Annotated in this window: 15 protein-coding genes; 8 read left to right on the forward strand and 7 right to left on the reverse strand. The window is 50.4% G+C overall.

Annotated elements, in window-relative coordinates; all coding sequences use genetic code 11:
- Window positions 1–54 precede the first annotated feature (54 nt).
- Both H4O27_RS01910 and H4O27_RS01915 read left to right on the forward strand, forming a co-directional pair.
- Window positions 55–1,719 (forward strand): transferrin-binding protein-like solute binding protein, encoded by a 1,665-nt coding sequence (locus tag H4O27_RS01910; protein ID WP_165006762.1) that lies wholly within the window; start codon window positions 55–57, stop codon window positions 1,717–1,719.
- A gap of 117 nt (window positions 1,720–1,836) precedes the next feature.
- Window positions 1,837–3,321: a surface lipoprotein assembly modifier gene (locus H4O27_RS01915; protein WP_165006759.1), complete on the forward strand. Its 1,485-nt coding sequence runs from the start codon at window positions 1,837–1,839 to the stop codon at window positions 3,319–3,321.
- A gap of 73 nt (window positions 3,322–3,394) precedes the next feature.
- Here the strand turns inward: H4O27_RS01915 and ileS are convergent, their stop codons facing one another.
- The 4 genes from ileS to H4O27_RS01935 all read right to left on the reverse strand — a co-directional run bounded on the left by ileS (window position 3,395) and on the right by H4O27_RS01935 (window position 8,932).
- Window positions 3,395–6,181, reverse strand: coding sequence for an isoleucine--tRNA ligase (gene ileS / locus H4O27_RS01920; protein ID WP_165006756.1), 2,787 nt, complete (start codon window positions 6,179–6,181; stop codon window positions 3,395–3,397).
- A gap of 226 nt (window positions 6,182–6,407) precedes the next feature.
- Window positions 6,408–7,334, reverse strand: coding sequence for a bifunctional riboflavin kinase/FAD synthetase (gene ribF / locus H4O27_RS01925; protein ID WP_165006753.1), 927 nt, complete (start codon window positions 7,332–7,334; stop codon window positions 6,408–6,410).
- Window positions 7,335–7,514: 180 nt separating this feature from the next.
- Window positions 7,515–8,441 (reverse strand): TraB/GumN family protein, encoded by a 927-nt coding sequence (locus H4O27_RS01930; RefSeq protein ID WP_165006750.1) that lies wholly within the window; start codon window positions 8,439–8,441, stop codon window positions 7,515–7,517.
- Between the two features lie 92 nt (window positions 8,442–8,533).
- Window positions 8,534–8,932: a lipoprotein gene (locus H4O27_RS01935; protein WP_165006747.1), complete on the reverse strand. Its 399-nt coding sequence runs from the start codon at window positions 8,930–8,932 to the stop codon at window positions 8,534–8,536.
- Between the two features lie 193 nt (window positions 8,933–9,125).
- Here H4O27_RS01935 and H4O27_RS01940 point away from each other — a divergent pair, with 193 nt between their 5' ends.
- Both H4O27_RS01940 and H4O27_RS01945 read left to right on the forward strand, forming a co-directional pair.
- Complete coding sequence (locus H4O27_RS01940) at window positions 9,126–9,995, forward strand: YoaK family protein (RefSeq protein ID WP_165006922.1); 870 nt, start codon at window positions 9,126–9,128, stop codon at window positions 9,993–9,995.
- Window positions 9,996–10,224: 229 nt separating this feature from the next.
- Complete coding sequence (locus tag H4O27_RS01945) at window positions 10,225–10,905, forward strand: YiaD family glycine zipper/OmpA-like lipoprotein (RefSeq protein WP_165006745.1); 681 nt, start codon at window positions 10,225–10,227, stop codon at window positions 10,903–10,905.
- 67 nt (window positions 10,906–10,972) lie between these two features.
- On the opposite strand, the gene H4O27_RS01950 is transcribed toward H4O27_RS01945, so the two are convergent.
- On the reverse strand, window positions 10,973–11,956 hold the full coding sequence (locus tag H4O27_RS01950; RefSeq protein ID WP_165006742.1) for a hypothetical protein: 984 nt from the start codon (window positions 11,954–11,956) through the stop codon (window positions 10,973–10,975).
- Between the two features lie 410 nt (window positions 11,957–12,366).
- Here H4O27_RS01950 and H4O27_RS01955 point away from each other — a divergent pair, with 410 nt between their 5' ends.
- From H4O27_RS01955 to rpmG, 3 genes are all read left to right on the forward strand, one after another.
- Window positions 12,367–13,614, forward strand: a complete 1,248-nt coding sequence (locus H4O27_RS01955; protein ID WP_165006919.1) for a M23 family metallopeptidase — start codon at window positions 12,367–12,369, stop codon at window positions 13,612–13,614.
- A 512-nt stretch (window positions 13,615–14,126) separates the two neighbouring features.
- The gene (gene rpmB, locus H4O27_RS01960) at window positions 14,127–14,360 is read left to right on the forward strand and encodes a 50S ribosomal protein L28 (RefSeq protein ID WP_002216391.1); all 234 of its coding nucleotides are present in this window, start codon (window positions 14,127–14,129) and stop codon (window positions 14,358–14,360) included.
- A gap of 36 nt (window positions 14,361–14,396) precedes the next feature.
- The gene (gene rpmG, locus H4O27_RS01965) at window positions 14,397–14,552 is read left to right on the forward strand and encodes a 50S ribosomal protein L33 (protein ID WP_003684373.1); all 156 of its coding nucleotides are present in this window, start codon (window positions 14,397–14,399) and stop codon (window positions 14,550–14,552) included.
- A 258-nt stretch (window positions 14,553–14,810) separates the two neighbouring features.
- Here the strand turns inward: rpmG and H4O27_RS01970 are convergent, their stop codons facing one another.
- On the reverse strand, window positions 14,811–15,914 hold the full coding sequence (locus H4O27_RS01970) for an anhydro-N-acetylmuramic acid kinase (RefSeq protein WP_165006739.1): 1,104 nt from the start codon (window positions 15,912–15,914) through the stop codon (window positions 14,811–14,813).
- A gap of 202 nt (window positions 15,915–16,116) precedes the next feature.
- On the opposite strand from H4O27_RS01970, the gene H4O27_RS01975 reads away from it, so the two are divergent.
- Complete coding sequence (locus H4O27_RS01975) at window positions 16,117–17,691, forward strand: inorganic phosphate transporter (protein WP_165006736.1); 1,575 nt, start codon at window positions 16,117–16,119, stop codon at window positions 17,689–17,691.
- An 80-nt stretch (window positions 17,692–17,771) separates the two neighbouring features.
- Here H4O27_RS01975 and H4O27_RS01980 read toward each other — a convergent pair whose 3' ends face one another.
- Window positions 17,772–18,614, reverse strand: a complete 843-nt coding sequence (locus H4O27_RS01980) for a PHP domain-containing protein (protein WP_165006733.1) — start codon at window positions 18,612–18,614, stop codon at window positions 17,772–17,774.
- Between the last annotated feature and the right edge of the window lie 41 nt (window positions 18,615–18,655).

An 18,655-nucleotide genomic window follows, 5' to 3' on the forward strand; every position in this document is an offset into this window, starting at 1 on the left:
CTATTGTTTTTGATAAGAAATAAAGGACGTTTTAATATGTTACGGAATGCGAGAATGAAAAAAATTTTATTTGTTGCTGTGAGTGCTGCGATTTTGTCTGCCTGTGGCGGTGGCGGTAGTTCCCCGAGTACAGAGTTGGTAAATAATGCGACCAGTGCCCGTAGTGTGATTGACAAAGTAGCCAGTTTAAAACCAACAGAAGAGCTGACTGCTGCCGATGCTGGAGCTGTGACAGCTGCTAGAAATGCTTATAAAAATCTTTCTGATGCTTCTAAACAGCTGGTTGATAAAGCAACCTTAGATAAGCTTGCAGAAGCAGAAGAGGCTGTTAAAGCGGCTGCTGAAGGTAGTAAATCTGCTGATGGTCAAGTGATTCAGGTCGCCGATCCTGCCGTTGATTCGGTGAGAAATAAGATTGCTGCTTTACCTGAATCAGCAAAAGAAGTGGATGAGCAAGCTTTGACTGAGGCACAGAAAGCCTTTAATGCTCTTAGTGAACAGCAGAAAACATTCATTACTACAGCTGAAAAATCCAAACTCGACAAGTTGTCTGCACAATTGGTAACCGACCATAGCCCGCTGGCTGCGCTCAACTTGCCGACCCCGCTGCATACCGATTTTATCGAATCAGCCGGAGCACAACAAAACAACCCGAACATTCAGCTGCGCAAAATTGATGGTCAAAACGATTTTACGACCAATCAAGGCGGTTTGATTAGCTCTTTGGCGTCGAATGCCAATCAAGAAGTAAAGTTGGACGGTGTGGTGATTAATAACAGCACAGCTGCGGGTAACGCTACTACTGTTAATTTTACTACGCCATATTCAATGATTGCTAAGGCCTATTCCGGCGGTATTTCGAAATCTGACGTCAGTACACATACCGATTTGCCTAAAGGCAGTAAATTTGCTACCGGTGCGGCAAGTTTCGATGCCTCAATCGAAGAAGCTTATAAAGCACTCGAATCAGCCAAAAAAGCACTGGAATCAGCAAAAGATGAGGCAGCACGTCAAGAAGCCCAAAAGGAAATTACCAAATGGCAGCCGCTTTACGATGCTTACATGAAAGCACGTCCCCAGTTGGCTAATGGTGTAGAAAGTTCAGTTGACGGAATTGCCTACATCAAAAAAGATAAAAACGGGTTGGTGTTTGATAAAAAATTCGACGGTGTATATATTGTACAGTTCACTGATGGTACCCGTATTGTGATGCACGATCCAGCGGCTGCAGGTTGGACTTACCAAACTTTTGCGCATTACATCGACCCGAAAAATGGCGTGATTCATGGATATCAAACCTTAGGTGATGAAACCGTATTCGGCAGCCTGCCAGCCAATGGTACAGCAACGTATAACGGTTTGACTACTGCCTATTTGGTTGAAGGTGGAAAACAGCGTCAGTTAACTGCCGATGTCAAAGCTGTGGTTGATTTTGCTAAAAAAGGCGTACGTTTTGAAACCCTGAACTCTCAGGTTCACAGTCTGAATAACGGCGTACGTACCAGCACCGCTGCAGCTGGCTACAATATCAAAGGTACTGCTGCCTGGGGTAATGCTAATCATTTTGTAGGCAATGCAAAAACCACTAACGGCTTAAGCGGTAATCTGAACGGTAAATTCTACGGTGCCAATGCCGCTGAAATCGGCGGTACTTACGGCCTGAAGAATGCAGCCGATACCGAACAATTAATCGGTGGTTATGGTGCAAAACGCCAATAATCTTTAAGTTGTAAACAGGCCGTCTGAAAAGGTTTCAGACGGCCTGTTTACCTGAAGACGAGGTATTATTTTGCATAAAAATGTATGACACTATTTGGGGAAGAATTGGTCTAAAGTATGAAAAAAATAATGTTGGGTTGGCTGCTGTGTCCGGCGGTTGGTTTGGCGGCGGATGCAGTCAGGCCGTCTGAACCGCGGGCAGAAGCGGAATTAAAAATCAATGTGGCTGAGCCGCAGACACAAGAGATTCCGGCGCATGTGAAAGAAGCGGCCAAGCCGTCTGAAAAAGTATTGCAGGTCGATGAGGAAATATTATTGGGCAATACCGAGTTGCTGGAACGTGCGATGTATTCGGCGGTGGTAGCGCAGAATATTGCCGGTATCAAGGCAGTTTTGCCGATTTATGAGAAATGGCCGAAACACGATCAGTCTATGGCACGTTATGCGCGCGGTTTGTTGGCGCAGGGCGAAGGTAAGGCGGGGGAAGCGGTGAACGTGTACCGTGAATTTATTGCCGATAATCCGAATGCGCCGATGGTACGCCTGCAATTGGCTAAAGCCTTGTTTGAAGATAAACAGAACGAAGCCGCAGCCGATCAATTCGACCGTTTGCAAAGTGAAGATATGCCTGAAGCGGTGAAAAATGAAATCGAAGCCTATCGTAAGGCTTTGCGTGATCGTGATTCGTGGCAGTTTAATGCGTCGCTGAACATTACCCGCGAGCAGAATATCAATCAGGCACCGCGCCGGCGCCGTTTGGGTGAGCAGTTGGGGGCGGAGCAATGTGCAGTAGCCAGACAAATCCAATCTGATGACGATTGTTTCCGTGGTTGGATATTCAACGCGCCGATTGATGCCACCGCCGTCAATTATCAAATAGGTACTGAAAAAAAATGGTCGCTGCCCAAAGGCCGGTATGCCACGGTCGGTGCGGGTGTGTACGGTAAAGTTTATCCCAACCACACCACTTATAACGATTTAATCAGCCGGGTATCGGCGGGCATCGGTCATGCCGACCAGCGCACCGATGTGGGCGTGACGCCTTTTCACGAGAGACGCTTTTACGGCAACGACCCTTATACCTACACCAGCGGTGTGCGTCTGCATTGGAACCGCTGGCATATGCCGAAAATTCAAACTTTAACGGCGATGGAGTTTGGCCGTCTGAAAAATACCCGCCGTGCGGATTCGGATAACCAAAGCCGTTTGTTCAGCGCATCGCTGGTATATTATGCCAATGCCCGCCAATATTGGCTGACGGGGGCGGATTGGTATCGCGAACGCAATAAAAACGACCATTCCGAAAGCTTTGACCGATACGGCTTGCGTGTGGCTTGGGGGCAGGAATGGCAGGGCGGTTTGTCGAGCCGTCTGCAACTGAATGCAGCCAAACGCCATTATCATGACGCAAGCTTTTTCAGCAACGGCGACAAACGCCAAGATAAGGAATTGGGTGCAACCTTATCGCTTTGGCATCGCGCGGTGCATTTTAAAGGCATTACGCCAAGGCTGACGGTGTCGCATCATAAAAACCTGAGCAACGATAAGTTTTACGAATACGGCAAAAGCCGTATGTTTATCGAATTGGGCAAAACGTTTTAAACCAAAGGCCGTCTGAAAAATATTTTCAGACGGCCTTTGGTTTGCTTACCGGTTAAATTAAGCGCAAGCAGCTTTAAGCGTAATGACGCTCTTCGCCTTTGCCGTCGATATTGTCCGCACAGCGCTTACATACAGTAGCATGGCCTGCTACGCTGCCGATATCGTCGGTGTAGTGCCAGCAGCGTTCGCATTTTTCGCCGTTGCTGGCTTGGGCGGTAACGCTCAATTCGTCGGCTTTGTACACGTTGGCTTTGGAAACCAGCAGGGCAAAGCGCAATTCGTCGCCCAAGGCTTTCAGATAGCCTGCCAAGGCTTCCGGTGCATGAATATCGACTTCGGCTTGCAGTGACGAGCCGACGGTTTTGTCGGTACGCAGCGGCTCAATCGCGGCGGTCACGGCTTCGCGTACTTCGCGTACGGCTGCCCATTTCTTCACGATTTCGGCTTCGGCTTTTTCGTTAATCGGCGGGAATTCGTGCCATGTGTGGAACAACACGCTGTCTTCCTCGCCGCCGCCGATGATGTCCCACGCTTCTTCGCCGGTAAAGCACAAAACCGGTGCAATCAGGAGAACCAGACTGCGCGTGATGTGATACAGGGCGGTTTGCGCGCTGCGGCGGGCGTGGCTGCCGGCTTGGGTGGTGTACAGGCGGTCTTTCAAAATATCCAAATAGAACGCGCCCAAATCTTCCGAACAGAATGACACGATGTCTTTCACGGCAAAGTGGAAAGCATAGCGCGGGTAGTAATCGCCGGCTACGCGCTCTTGCAGTCGGCGTGCCAAAATCAGCGCATAGCGGTCAAGCTCGACCATTTGGTCTTGCGGCACGGCGTGTTCAAACGGGTTGAAATCCGACAAGTTGGCAAACAGGAAGCTTAAGGTGTTGCGGATGCGGCGGTAACTTTCGGTCACGCGCTTGAGGATTTCTTTGGAAATCGCCAGTTCGCCCGAATAGTCGGTCGAAGCTGCCCACAAGCGTAGAATGTCGGCACCGAATTCGTTGTACACTTCTTGCGGTGCCACCACGTTGCCGATGGATTTCGACATTTTTCGGCCGTTTTGATCGACCACAAAACCGTGGGTTAGCAATTGCTTGTAAGGTGCGCGGCCCATGGCAGCACAGCCGGTGAGCATAGACGATTGGAACCAGCCGCGGTGTTGGTCGCTGCCTTCCAGATACAAATCGGCCGGCCATGTCAATTCTTCGCGTTGTTTCAATACAGAATAATGGGTTGAGCCTGAATCGAACCATACGTCCATGGTGTCGGTAAGTTTGTCGTATTGCTCGCAATCTTCCGCGTTCAACAATTCGCTTTTATCCAGCGAGAACCATGCTTCAATACCTTTTTCTTCAATGCGTTGCGCCACTTGTTCCAATAATTGGGCGGAATTCGGGTGCAATTCGCCGCTTTCTTTGTGCACAAAGAAAGTCATCGGTGTGCCCCAGTAACGTTGGCGCGATACGACCCAGTCGGGACGGCCTTCAATCATCGTCTGCAAGCGCGCACGGCCCCAAGACGGGAAAAATTCGGTGTCGTCCACTGCTTTCATCGCATTGCCGCGCAAGGTTTTGCCGTCGGCGCCCGGTTTGTCCATGCCGATAAACCATTGGCCGGTGGCGCGGTAAATCAGCGGGGTTTTGTGGCGCCAGCAGTGGGCGTAGCTGTGTTCCAGCTTGGTGTTGCACAATAAGCGCTTGTTTTCTTGCAGCCATTCAATGATTACAGGATTAGCTTCCCATACGGTCAGACCGGCCACGCGCGGTACTTCGCTGATGTAACGGCCTTCGCCGTTAATCGGGTTGTACAGCTCGATACCGTATTGGTTGCAGACGGCGTAGTCTTCCAAGCCGTGGGCAGGGGCGGTGTGCACCAAGCCGGTACCGGCATCGGTGGTTACATGGCCGCCGTTGAGCATCAGGATATCGCGCTCGATAAACGGATGGTTCAAATGCAGGTTTTCCAAATGCGCGCCGGCGGTTTCGGCCACTACGGTCATGCCGTCTGAAAGGCCGTAGCGTTTCAGCGCCTCTTCCGCCAAATCTTTGGCCAAGACCAAATGGCCTTTGCCGGTGTCAATCAGTTGGTATACCACTTCTGCACCGGCGGAAATTGCTTGGCTGGCAGGCAGCGTCCACGGTGTGGTGGTCCAAATCACGGCGAATGCTTCGCCATCAATGCTTTCCACGCCGAAGGCTTTGGCCAACGCGGCGTTGTCTTTAAACGGATAAGCCACGTCGATGGCGGGGGAAATTTTGTCTTTATATTCCACTTCGGCTTCGGCCAATGATGAGCCGCAATCCAAGCAGAATTGCACCGGTTTGGCACCGCGGTACAGATAGCCGGCTTTGTAGATTTCGCCCAAAGTGCGCACGGTGTCGGCTTCGGTTTGGAAATCCATGGTCAGATACGGATTGTCCCAATCACCCAACACGCCCAAGCGGATGAAGTCTTTTTTCTGGCGGGCGATTTGTTCGGCGGCGTATTCACGGCAGAGTTCGCGGAAACGCGCTTTGGGCATATCTTTGCCGTGCAGCTTTTCCACCATCACTTCAATCGGCAGACCGTGGCAGTCCCAACCCGGTACATAAGGCGCATCGAAACCGGCTTGGGTTTTGCTGCGGATGATGATGTCTTTCAAAATTTTGTTGACGGCATGACCGATGTGGATGTCGCCGTTGGCATACGGCGGGCCGTCGTGCAAAACGAATTTCGGACGGCCTTTGGTTTTGTCGCGCAATTTTTGGTAGCGTTTTTGTTCGTACCAGCTTTTCAGCCATGCAGGTTCGCGCTTGGCCAGATTGCCGCGCATTGGGAACGGGCTTTCAAGCAGGTTGACGGTTTTGCTGTAATCGGTCATGTTTGTTCTCGGATTTAATGGTGTGACTGGGGGTTCGGACGGCCTTTTGTTTGGTAGGACGTCTGAAAAAATCATAAAGGGGTATTGTAGCGGAATTGTGTTGTTTTTATAAGGGGTTTGGTGTGGGTTGGGGATGGATTTCCGTAATTTTAAATATTTTCCGTTTCCGGCAAAAAGGCCGTCTGAAAAAAACATTCCTGTTTTTCAGACGGCCTTTTGATGATACTCAAGGCTGCCAGTTTTTCGCCGCTTCCATGTCTTTCAAAATTTGCGTTTTCAAAGCTTCAATGTTGTCGAATTTTTGTTCGTCACGCAGTTTGTGCAAAAAGCGCACGTTTAAGCGTTGGCCGTATAAATCGCCTTGGAAGTCAAATAAATGTACTTCCAGCTTCTGCGTTTTTTTGTCGGACACAGTCGGGTTGAAACCAAAGCTGGCGACGCCGCGGCGGGTGCCGAAACTGCCGTCGGCTTCAACCGTAAACACGCCGCTAAGCGCGTAATGATACGGCGGCAGTTGCACGTTGGCGGTGGGGGCGTTGATGGTGCGGCCGAGTTTTTTGCCGTGTTTGACTTTGCCGCCCAGCACATAATCGTGCCCCAATAATTTGCGCGCGTAAGCAAGGCGGCCGTCTGAAAGGGCTTGGCGCACAGCGGTGCTGCTGGTGCGGATATCTTCGACGATGACGGAGGGGGTGCGTTCTGTCTGCATGCCGCTTTGTGCTTGCAGCATTTCAAAGCCGCCTTCGCGTCCGGCACCAAAGCGGAAATCGTCGCCGATGAGCAGGTAGCGGGTGTTGAGTTTGTCGCGTAACAAACCGTCGATAAAAGCTTGTGCGGACATGTCGGCGAAGCTTTGGGTAAACGGCAACACCCACACAATGTCGACACATTCGGTTTGGCGCAATAAATCCAGCTTGGTGCGCAAAGGGGAAATGCGGTAAGGCTGCGGTTTGCTGAATTTTTTGGCAAAAAACTCTTTCGGTTGCGGCTCGAAAATCACCGCAACAACCGGCAGGCCGAGTTTGTCGGCTTGTTGTTTGAGGGTTTGCAGAATGTGTTTGTGGCCGAGATGCACGCCGTCGAAATTGCCGATGGTCACTGCCGCGCCTTGCGGGCATTCGGGCGGGTGGCGGCGGCCGAGGTGGATATTCATGGTGGTGTGTGTGTGTTTGAATCAGGCGCTATTGTAAACGCAATCGGGCTTGGGATAAATGCTTCGGAATAAATTAAATAATAAATTAAATATCGTGCAGTGAGGGCTTAAGCAGCGGATATGAGAAAGACATGGAAATGGATTCGAGGCCGTCTGAAACGTTTCAGACGGCCTGCTTGGTTAGCGGGTTTCTAATTTAGTCTTAACCTCAACCGGTTTAACTTGATAACCGGCTTGGCGCAGACGCACAATCAAGCCTTGTTCGCCGAACAAATGCGCACCGCCAACGGCAATCAGGGTCGGTTTGTGCGGTAGGATTTCAATCAGCTTCGGCAGCCAGATTTGGTTGCGTTGGGTGAGTAATTTGCCGTACATCAGTTCGTGCCACAGCGGATGGTCTTTACGCGGTAAAAATCTCAATTGATGCGCGGGATTGGCGATTTCTGACCATGTTTTTTCGGCGCGTTGGCGGCGGTAGTCGTCTTCTAAGGTGATGATGTCGTTCAGAAAGGCTTTGTGGTGTTTTTCCAAAGCATCAAACGAGCGGATAATGACATCTTCGGGCAGGTGGGCGAAATAGCTGAGTTGCTCTGCGCCTTCCAACGCAATCACCGGTTTATTGAGCTTTTTGGCGCGCTGAATCAGCAGATTGTCGATGCCGTATTCATAAGAATAGCCCTTGGGGTTGAAAGTGCTTTGGGTCAACAGCCAAAACGCCCACGGTTTGATTCGGGAATCTGACGAAAAGCCGGCGGGCTCTTGGCCGCCGGCCAACATATTTTGCAATCGGCGCATGCGCGCGTTGCCCAAGCTTTGTTTTAAAGGGCGGTTGTCGGCCATCATGTGCATCATCTTTAATGTATCGGCAGCGGTCATGCCGGATTCGTCGCTTTCGACCACCAATTGCGATACGCGGTTAAGCGCACGGCGGTAATCGGCGGGCAGGGTGGCGTTGAGTTTGCCGACGTGAATGGTGCCGAGCAGATAAGAAACCGGCCGGCCGGCGGGCTTGCTGATTTCATAGAGAAAAGTATCGGCTTCGGGTGTGCCTTTGCACAAGGCGGGGGCGGCAAGCAGCCACAACAATAAACAGAAAAAATAACGCATGAAATTCAGACGGCTTTTTTAGCAAAAAATCATCGATAAGGCCGTCTGAAAGTAGCTGCGTTCAGACGGCCTGAATAATCAGTTAAGTGCGGTTACCACCAAAACGGATGGTAAAACGGACGGCGCCAGCCCCAATCGTCGTAATAGTCGCGGTAATAGCGGACTTCACGCAATTTTTGTTGTGCAATGTAGTTTTGCCATGCCATTTTGTAGCAGGCTTGGAACATCGGGTCGGCGACTTTGTCGACGTATTTCAAGCGGAATTCCTGCTGCTCTTTGCCGGAAAGTGCGGTAGATTGCTCGGCTTGTTCAAACTGCTTTTGCATTAATAATGCGGTGTCTTTGTCACATTGGGCAGCGAGCGCCACTTGCAGGTTTTGTTCGTAACGTTTTTGCGCGGCGGCACGCTCGGCTTTTTGTCCGGGTGTGGCGGCGCAGGCGGCGAGTGTGAAAATCGCGCCGAGAATCAATAAGCTGCGTCTATTTTTCATGTGTTGCCCCTGATTGAGTCGGTAAGGTTTAATGTACGCCATTTTATTGCGTTTTAGCAAGCGGTAATATTGTTGCTTCCGGTTCGGCTGGCGCAAGGTAGGTCTGTTATGATTGTGTCTGCAGAATAAATATTCAGGGCGTGAGGCCGTCTGAAAAACAAGGGAACGGGTTGGCGTGAGTGATCATCATCAAATGGCAAAGCGTAGGAAAAAGGCGCACGACAAGCGGCATGGACATCTGCATACGCCGCCTTTTTGGCAGGCGGATCGGCCGTATTTGCGTGAGCGGCATATCTCGGATGCGCGGTTTCGGCGGTTGGGCTATGTGATGGCGCTGTTGGCCGGGGCGATTAATGCAGGCGGCTTTTTCGCATTTGCACGCTACACGTCGCATGTTACCGGTTCGCTTTCTTTGGTGGCAGATATGGTGTATATGCGCGAATGGGGTATGGTGTTGGTGGCGTTTATCAGCGTGATTTGTTTTGTGATGGGCGCGGCGCATTCAAGCTGGGTGGTTTTGTGGACACAGCAAAAGCGTTTTCGCGGCAGTTATGGCTTTTCCATGTGGTTGGAAGCGGTTTATTTGTTGATTTTCGGTTTGTTTGGTGCCACTGCTTTTCAGCTCGATTTCGGTTTCGGCCAATTTTCCTTGCCATCGCTGGCTTTGTTTTTGCTCTGCTTTATTATGGGGATGCACAATACGGTGATTACTTTGCTCTCGGGCGGGGCAATTCGCTCGACGCACATGACCGGCTCGGCCACCGATTTGGGCATTGAATTATCCAAGGTGATGTATTATTCGAAGCAACATCATCCGCGCCTGCCGCATATCCGCGTCAACAAGCCGAAAATGTGGCTGCTCTCGGGCTTGATGGCCACTTTTAGTTTGGGCGGTATTATCGGTGCATTGGGCTATCAGGCCATCGGTCATCATTTTGCTTTGCCTGTGGCGGCAGTGTTGTTTGCATTGGGCGCCCGTTCGGTAGGCTATGATGTGAAGGTGAGACTGAAGTTTATGCTGCTGCGCTGGTATCAGGAACATCGTAAAAATGTAAAGAAATAAACCGAAACAACCATCAATCTGTCTTGAAAAGCGATAAGCGGTAGCATGTTGCCGGAAAATCGTTAGCGTATGAATAGCTTTGTAATATCGGGTTAAACGTGCTTTTAAGCATTTGAAATGTTGGTTATGATGACCATTTCTAAAAGTCGGCTTGAAAAGAATACAAGCCTGCGACCTATTTTCAGACGGCCTTGAAAAGGAAAAGGCACGTTTTATCGAAAGGAAAACCATGAAATTCTTGAAACCTTTAACGCTTGCTATCGTTGCTGCTCCTTTGGCTTTGGCAGGCTGTGTGACCGATCCGGCTACCGGCCAGCAGACCGCCAGCAAAACCGCCGTTTACGGCTTGGGTAGTGCGGCTGTGTGCGGCATCGTCGGTGCATTGACCCACGGCGGCAAAGGCGCACGTAACTCAGCCTTGGCTTGCGGCGCAGTAGGCGCAGGCGTTGGCGGCTACATGGATTACCAAGAGAAAAAACTGCGTGAAAGCTTGGCCAATACCAACGTAGAAGTAGAGCGTCAAGGCAACCAAATCAAATTGGTAATGCCTGAAAACGTAACTTTCGCCACCGGTAGCGCTGCTTTGAGCGCCAACGCGCAAAACGCTTTGGCTGCTGCGGCAAAAACGCTGGTTCAATACCCTGATACCACGTTGACCATCAACGGCCACACCGACAACACCGGTTCTGACGCCATCAACGAGCCATTGTCCCGCAACCGCGCACAATCGGTGGCTTCTTACCTGCAATCACGCGGTGTGAGCGGTTCACGTTTGAGCACTGCCGGTTACGGTTCGCGCCAACCAATCGCGTCTAACGCCACTGCCGAAGGCCGTGCGCAAAACCGCCGCGTAGAAGTGTTGATCAACCCTGATCAAAACGCCATCCGCGCTGCCCAACAACAAATGTAATTCTTGCTGGTTCCTTGATAAACAGGCCGTCTGAAATGTTTCAGACGGCCTGTTTGCTTTCATATCATTACCAAATGCCGTTAAAGTTTTTCTTTGCCTTCCAAAATGCCCATTTTGCTTTTGGCGTTATCACCAATTTACCGCCATTTTCACCATCGGCCGCAATAGTAAGCTGTTTCAGACGGCCTGATTGCAAGGCTTGCCATAAGGGGGCAAACCAGCGGTTTTCCCAGCTTTGCAGGATTTCTTGATAGGCGGACACATCGCCGGTTTGCTCTGTGACGGCCAAATCATCTAAGAAAATCAGGCCGTCTGAAACGGATAAACCGGATTCGTTGGTCGCATTCAAATACGCATCAAAATCATAAGGGGCATCGATGCGCCGGTGTGGGTAAAAGGCTGCCCACGGGCTGTCGCTGGCGAGCAAGCCGGTGTGCGTGCAGCTGCCGTGAATGTCTTGCCACAGCCACAGGCCGTTGAGCGCAGGGGCTTGTCGGTTTTGGCGCTGCCGGTTGAGCGGGTGGTTGTGCAGCCACATTTGTATTTCGGTTTGCTTGTTGAGCCATTGCAAGGCATCGCGGCCTGAGGCTTGGTCGGTAGCGCCGATTTGGCCGCCGATATCCCATATCGGTGCCACTTGCCAATCGATTTCAGACGGCATGGTGATGAGCCATAAGTCCGGCCGCAATGTATGAAACTGCCAACCGTCTTTCCGATAAAAATCGCTTAATTCTCGGCAAAGCTGTCCCGCTTCTTCGGTTTGAATATTTAAATGTTCGCCGCTGATGACGCGGGCTTGGTGCATGCCCATCTGCTGCCACAACGGACTGGCAAACGCGGCGGCTTGGTTGGCGGGAATATTCAGCATACGTTTCGCCTGTGCCGACAAGCTGCCTTGCCACAGATGGCGACGATAAAATTCAGACGGCGTTTGCGGCGTTTTGTTCAGAAGGCCGTATCGCAAGATTTGGTTAAATGCGTCAAGCCTCAATGGCGGCAGTGTTTCATCGTTGCGACGGTTGAGCGAAGGGATGGCGAGCGTAAGTTTCATAAGGGAAGGGTAAAGCGAAAAAGCTTATTTTACGCCATATTGAACTTGATTCAATGAAGTGCGGACTAATATCGCTTAAGGATGTTTCAGACGGCCTTTTTGGTGCGACGGATGGTTTTGTGCTACAATAGGCGCGCGTAAAATTCAGCAAAATCAAGTGTCAATCTATCAGTTGGGCGGATAATTCTGCTCTGAAGCCGATTTACCTTATCTGCTGCGGTCGGTTTCAGGCCGTCTGAAAGCGGCAGATAAGGTAAATCGGATTTAAAAAATACAGCTTTAACGATAAATCATGCGGTCTAAAGCCGCGATAAAAAATTAAGAAGGATTGGCGAGTGTCTGAACAAACGAAAAATTCTTTTTTCAGCCGTTTTTGGCGAAACAAGCCGGTGCGTTGGTCATTATTGGGTATGTTGCTGCCGGTTTCCGGTGTAATGACGGCTTATGCGGTGACCGAACCTATGCCGAAAGCGGGCGACTTCAAAGTCGAACGCGTATTGGAAGAATTGCCGGCGGTGTATGTCGAAACCGGTAATTTTCAATCAAGCTACTGGGCGCAGGAAGTGGTGCAGCAGGGCGATTCCCTGTCGGACGTATTGACCCGCATGGGTGTGCCGCAAACCGACATCAAAGCCATCATGGCGAAAAACAATGCCACGCGCGATATGAAAAATCTGAAGGCCAATCAATCAGTGAATATCCGTGTGGATGCCACCGGCCAAGTGACCGATGTGCAGTTTTTCATTGACGAAGAGTTAGAGCGCAACTTGGTCGCTTTGGAAAAGGTCAACGGCAAATGGCAGGCTTCCAACGAGGCAATCGACATGAAAACTATGCCGACTTTGCGTTCGATTGCAATTCGCAGCTCGGCCATCGGCGATATGCTGCGTGCCGAAATTCCGTCTGATGTTTATCTGCAGCTTCGCGAGATTTTTGCCGATACCGTTGATATGCAAACCTTGAAAGAAGGCGATGTTATCCGCTTGTTGTACAACAGCATGTATTTCCGCGGCCAGCAAATGGGCGTGGGTGATATTTTGGCCGCTGAAATCGTGAAAAACGGCAAAACCTACCACGCTTATTACTACAGCGAAGGCAAAGGCGACGAAGAGAGCGGCAGCTACTACGACCAAAACGGTAAATCTTTACAGCAAAAAGAAGGTTTTAATATTCAACCTGTTGAATATACCCGAATTTCTTCGCCATATGGTTACCGCGTGCATCCGGTTTTACACACTGTGCGTATGCATACCGGTATCGACTATGCTGCGCCGATGGGTACGCCGATTCGTGCTGCCGCAGACGGTATGATTACCTTTAAAGGCTGGAAAGGCGGCTATGGCCATACCGTGATGGTGGTGCATGCCAACGGCGTGGAAACTTTATACGGCCACATGAGCGCGTTTTCACAATTGACCGGTAGCGTGCGTGCCGGTGATATTATCGGTTATGTCGGCAGCAGCGGCCGCTCAACCGGCCCGCATTTGCACTACGAAGCGCGTGTCAACGGTCAGCCGGTGAATCCGACTACCGTGGCCTTGCCGACACCGAAACTGACACCAAATAATATGAACGCGTTCCTCAAGCAGCAAAAAGCCGCCAATGCCACATTGGCAGCCGTGCGCGGTTTGCCGGTTTCTGTGGCGCAATTGGACTAAGGTGTAGAAAATCCCAGCGTTGTTTACACTTTTGCTTTTTTTTGCTTGATGACCCATTTTGGGATTTTTGAATGTTGCCAAGAATGCCGGAAGGCACGGCAAAGCCGCATGGTTCTCGATAACGCTCAAAAATCCTAAAACAATCATTCGGGCAAAAAACAAAAGCTGTTTTGCATAAGTAAACAACCCGACAATTTCCTACAACTAAGGCCGTCTGAACGGGCCGATTAAAAGCCTTGCTTAAGCAGGGCTTTTTTGTGCCCGAAGCAGTGCCCACGGGATTTTTTTCAGACGGCATAGTGCTTTATTTTGCAGAGTAACGGATGCGGGCCAGTCAAAAATCCGTTATAATTCATCCTTATTCTTTCTCGAAGCGAAGCGTTTCGCAGATGCAACAATTAGGCGGTTTTATCCCTGTAAATCACGTTTTTTCATAAAGCGACTTGAACAAACGCTGCTTTTCATGGTATAAATCGCGTTTTACTATTTTATTAGAAGTTTGGAGACTAACCATGGCACGAGTTTGCAAAGTGACCGGTAAGCGCCCGATGTCTGGCAATAACGTATCACACGCCAACAACAAAACCAAACGTCGTTTTTTGCCTAACTTGCAATCACGTCGTTTCTGGGTAGAAAGTGAAAACCGCTGGGTTCGCTTGCGCGTTTCTAACGCTGCATTGCGCACCATCGATAAAGTAGGCATTGATGTCGTATTGGCTGATTTGCGTGCCCGCGGCGAAGCTTAATTAACGAACGCTTATAATTAATTAAGGATTACTGCAATGCGCGATAAAATCAAATTGGAATCTAGTGCTGGTACTGGCCATTTTTACACCACTACCAAAAACAAACGCACTATGCCCGGTAAACTGGAAATCAAAAAATTTGACCCGGTAGCCCGTAAACACGTTATCTACAAAGAAACCAAATTGAAATAATTGAGTTGGTTGTAGAAATAAAAGCCCTTGCTGAAGCAGGGGCTTTTTTATATGCGAAATTAAGTCATAGTGGATTCACTTTAAAATAGTACGGCGTTGGTTCGCCTAGCCGTATTATCTATACTGTCTTCGGCTCTCCGCCTTGCCCTATTTAAAAATGAATCCACTATAATTTCATCTCGCATTGCAAAAACCGCTCAAATTTCTTAAGAAATTTGAGCGGTTTTTTTAGAAGTTAAATCATCGCGGCAAGTAAAATCAGGCGTAATGGCCTGCACCCAGAATACAAGGCTTGTGTGCACCGGTTGCGTGGTGCGGATTGCTCGGTATGCGGTTTATCCAGCAAGCCGCCAACCAACCGAAGGCTGCCGCTTCGACCCATTGCGGATCGAGATTAAGTTTGCCGGTGCTGTGCAGGGCGATATTTTTACGGCTGGCTAAGGTTTCCAAGGCATCCATCAAGGCTTGGTTTTGCACGCCGCCGCCGCAGACGTAAATATTACCGGCATCAGGGGCTGCTTGGCGGATGGCGGTAAAGATGGTGCAGGCTGTGTATTGGAGCAGGGTTTGCAACACGTCTTCCGGCTGCTCGCCGCCTTTCAGACGGCCTCGCAGCCATTCCAGTGAAAATAATTCACGGCCGGTGCTTTTCGGATAAGGCTGGGAAAAATAAGGATGGTCGAGCAGGGCGGTGAGCAATTCGGGCAATAGTTTGCCTTGTGCTGCTTTTTCGCCGTTGCGGTCGTAGGGAAGCTGCCAGGTGTGTTGCATCCACGCATCCATCAGCATGTTGCCGGGGCCGGTGTCGAAGCCGAATGCAGGTGCGTCGGGCGGTAAAACGCTGATGTTGGAAATGCCTCCGATGTTCAGCACCACACGGGTTTCTTCCGCATGATGAAACAGTGCATGATGAAAGGCAGGCACCAACGGCGCACCTTGTCCGCGGGCGGCTAAATCGCGGCTGCGGAAGTCACCGATGGTGAAGATGCCGGTCAGTTCTGCCAATAGCGGTAAATCGGCCAATTGTACGCTGTAACCGTTTTCCGGTGAGTGACGCACGGTCTGGCCGTGGCAGCCGATGGCGGTAATGTCTTCAGGTGTGAGATTTTGCTGGCGTAAGATCCGGTTGACGGTATCGGCATACAGGCGGCTTAAGGTTTGTGAAAGCATAAAGCTGCGGTGTAACTCGTTGCTGCCGGTGTTTTGCAGCGCCAATAATTCTTGTCGCAGGCCGTCTGAAAACGGGGTGAAGCTGTGGTCGACGGCGGCTTGCCAGTCGGCGCCCTGCATGCGGATTAAGACGGCATCCGCACCGTCCATACTGGTGCCGGACATGATGCCGATATAGTATTGGCTGCTCATGGGAATTCTATGGGAAAAACGGCTATTTTAACGCGATTTGGCCAAGTTGGCTTGGCTGGCTCAATGGAAATTTAGCGGATAAAGGGAAATAAATCTGCAACAATTTCGGCAAAACGGTTACAATGCAAACTTATGTTGCAATATTGTAACCATACTGTAATCCTCAACAGGATCGCTTCAACTGTTTTAAAGGAATCCATCAATGGGTCAGGCTCAACCGGGTGCGAACTTAAAGCTGATTAATGCCTTATTTGCCACTATGCTTGTGGGTATGGTCGGCTATTTTATTTATTGGGGTTTGGATTATACCCATCACAACCATATTGCGCTGTTTCTTTTGGCCACCGTATTCGGCGTGTTTATGGCGTTTAACGTCGGCGGTAACGATATTGCCAATTCGTTCGGTACCAGTGTCGGTTCCGGCACCTTGACCATTCCGCAAGCCTTGATTATTGCGGCGGTGTTTGAAGTCAGCGGCGCGGTGATTGCCGGCGGCGAAGTTACCGACACCATCCGCAAGGGTATTGTCGATTTAGGTGAGATGAGCCTTGAACCTATGCAGTTTGTCTATATCATGATGTCGGCATTGCTGGCGGCGGCATTGTGGTTGCTGTTTGCCTCGCATAAAGGTTTGCCGGTATCGACCACGCACGCGATTATCGGCGGTATTGTCGGCAGTTCGCTGTGTATGGCCTTTATGTCGCATGTCGATGCCGGTGCTTTGATTAAATGGGGCAAACTGGGCGAAATCGCCATTTCTTGGGTGCTCTCGCCGATATTGGGCGGGTTGGTCTCGTATGCGGTGTTCTCGCAAATTAAGAAATATGTGTTGGACTACAATGCTTGGGCAGACGATACGCTCAAAGCCATCAAGCAGGAAAAGAAAGCCTATAAAGAGCAATACCGTCTGTTTTTTGAAACCTTGGACGAAGCGGGCAAAGTGGACTACGCCACCAAAATTTCCCGCGATGCAGAAATTTACAACGAGCCTGAATTTAATCCGGCCGAATTGCAATCGGATTATTACCGCGGCCTGTATGAAATCGATAGCCGCAAAAACAGCGTCGATTCATACAAAGCCTTGCATTCATGGGTGCCGTTTATTGCGTCCATCGGTGGTATGATGATTTCGGCTATGCTGATTTTCAAAGGCTTGAAAAACCTGCATTTGGGCATGAGCAATGTCAACAGCTTCTTGACCATCTTCATGATTGGCGCGGCGATTTGGCTGGCGACATTCGTGTTTGCCAAGAGCCTGAAGCGCAAAGATTTGGGTAAATCAACGTTCCAAATGTTTTCTTGGATGCAGGTGTTTACCGCTTGCGGTTTTGCCTTCAGCCACGGTGCCAATGATATCGCCAACGCCATCGGCCCGTTTGCTGCGATTATGGACGTGTTGCGCACCGGCGACATCAGTGCACAAAATCCTGTGCCGCCGATTGCGATGCTGACTTTCGGTATCGCTCTGATTGTCGGCTTGTGGTTTGTCGGTAAAGAGGTGATTAAAACCGTCGGCACCGGCTTGGCCGAGATGCATCCGGCTTCGGGTTTTGCCGCGGAATTGTCGGCTGCTTCGGTGGTGATGGCGGCATCATTGATGGGCTTGCCGGTATCGAGCACGCATATTCTGGTTGGTGCGGTGTTGGGCATTGGCTTAGTGAACCGTAATGCCAACTGGGTGCTGATGAAGCCGATCGGTTTGGCTTGGGTGATTACTTTACCTGCTGCGGCTGCATTGTCGATGGTATGTTATCTGGTTTTGCAAGTAGTGTTTTAAATATAGTGAATCCACTTTAAAATGAATCAAGGCCGTCTGAAAGGGAATACTTTCAGACGGCCTTTTTGTATGAATTTATTTCAGATGGTCTGATTTTTAAAATGCTGCCAAACCGGCCGGCAGTTTTCCGGTAATTCTGGGCAGGCGCCGAGTATGCTGCCGGAAAAATCGTCGGGACGGTGAAAATCGCTTCCCGAGCTGGCCAGTAAGCCGTGGCGGCCGGCCAAAAGCGCATAGTTCAAGCGGTCGTTTTTATTGCAATTACCGCTGTGCACTTCTATTCCCGCACCGCCGAGTGATTTGAATTCATCAAACAAATTGCGCCTGGCTGTGGCCGACAAATCATAACGCATCGGGTGTGCAATCACCGCCATGCCGCCTGCGCCGTTGATGGCGGCCACGCATTCGGCCAAATCCGCCCATTCGTGTTTCACCGAACACGGTTTGCCGTCGCCCAAATATTTGCCGAACGCCTGCTGCTTGTTGCGCACATGGCCTTCGTTGATGAGAAATTCGGCGATGTGGGTGCGACTGGCCATTTCCGGATTGGTGACTAAGGTCATAGCGCCGTCAAACGCGCCCAATATGCCTTTTTTTGCCAATTTATCTGCAATCGCCTGCAAACGTTTCAGACGGCCTTGTCGCACGGTGGCCAATAAGTTTTGCAGCGTTTCATCATGCTCATCAAAATCCAATCCGACAATGTGAATCGTGCGGCCGCGCCATGTGACCGATATTTCCACGCCATTAATAAAACTGAGGCCGAGCACAGCCGCTTCGGCCCGCGCTTCGGCCAAACCGCCGGTGTGGTCGTGGTCGGTGAGCGACAGCATTGTGCAGCCGTTGGCATGGGCAAGGCGCACTACTTCGGCAGGCGTTAAGCGGCCGTCTGAAACGGTGGAATGGCAGTGAAGGTCTATCATGATGTGTCGTGCAGGGGAAAAGAGAAAGGTTCAGACGGCCT

Source organism: Neisseria yangbaofengii, assembly GCF_014898075.1.
Taxonomy (GTDB): Bacteria; Pseudomonadota; Gammaproteobacteria; order Burkholderiales; family Neisseriaceae; genus Neisseria; species Neisseria yangbaofengii.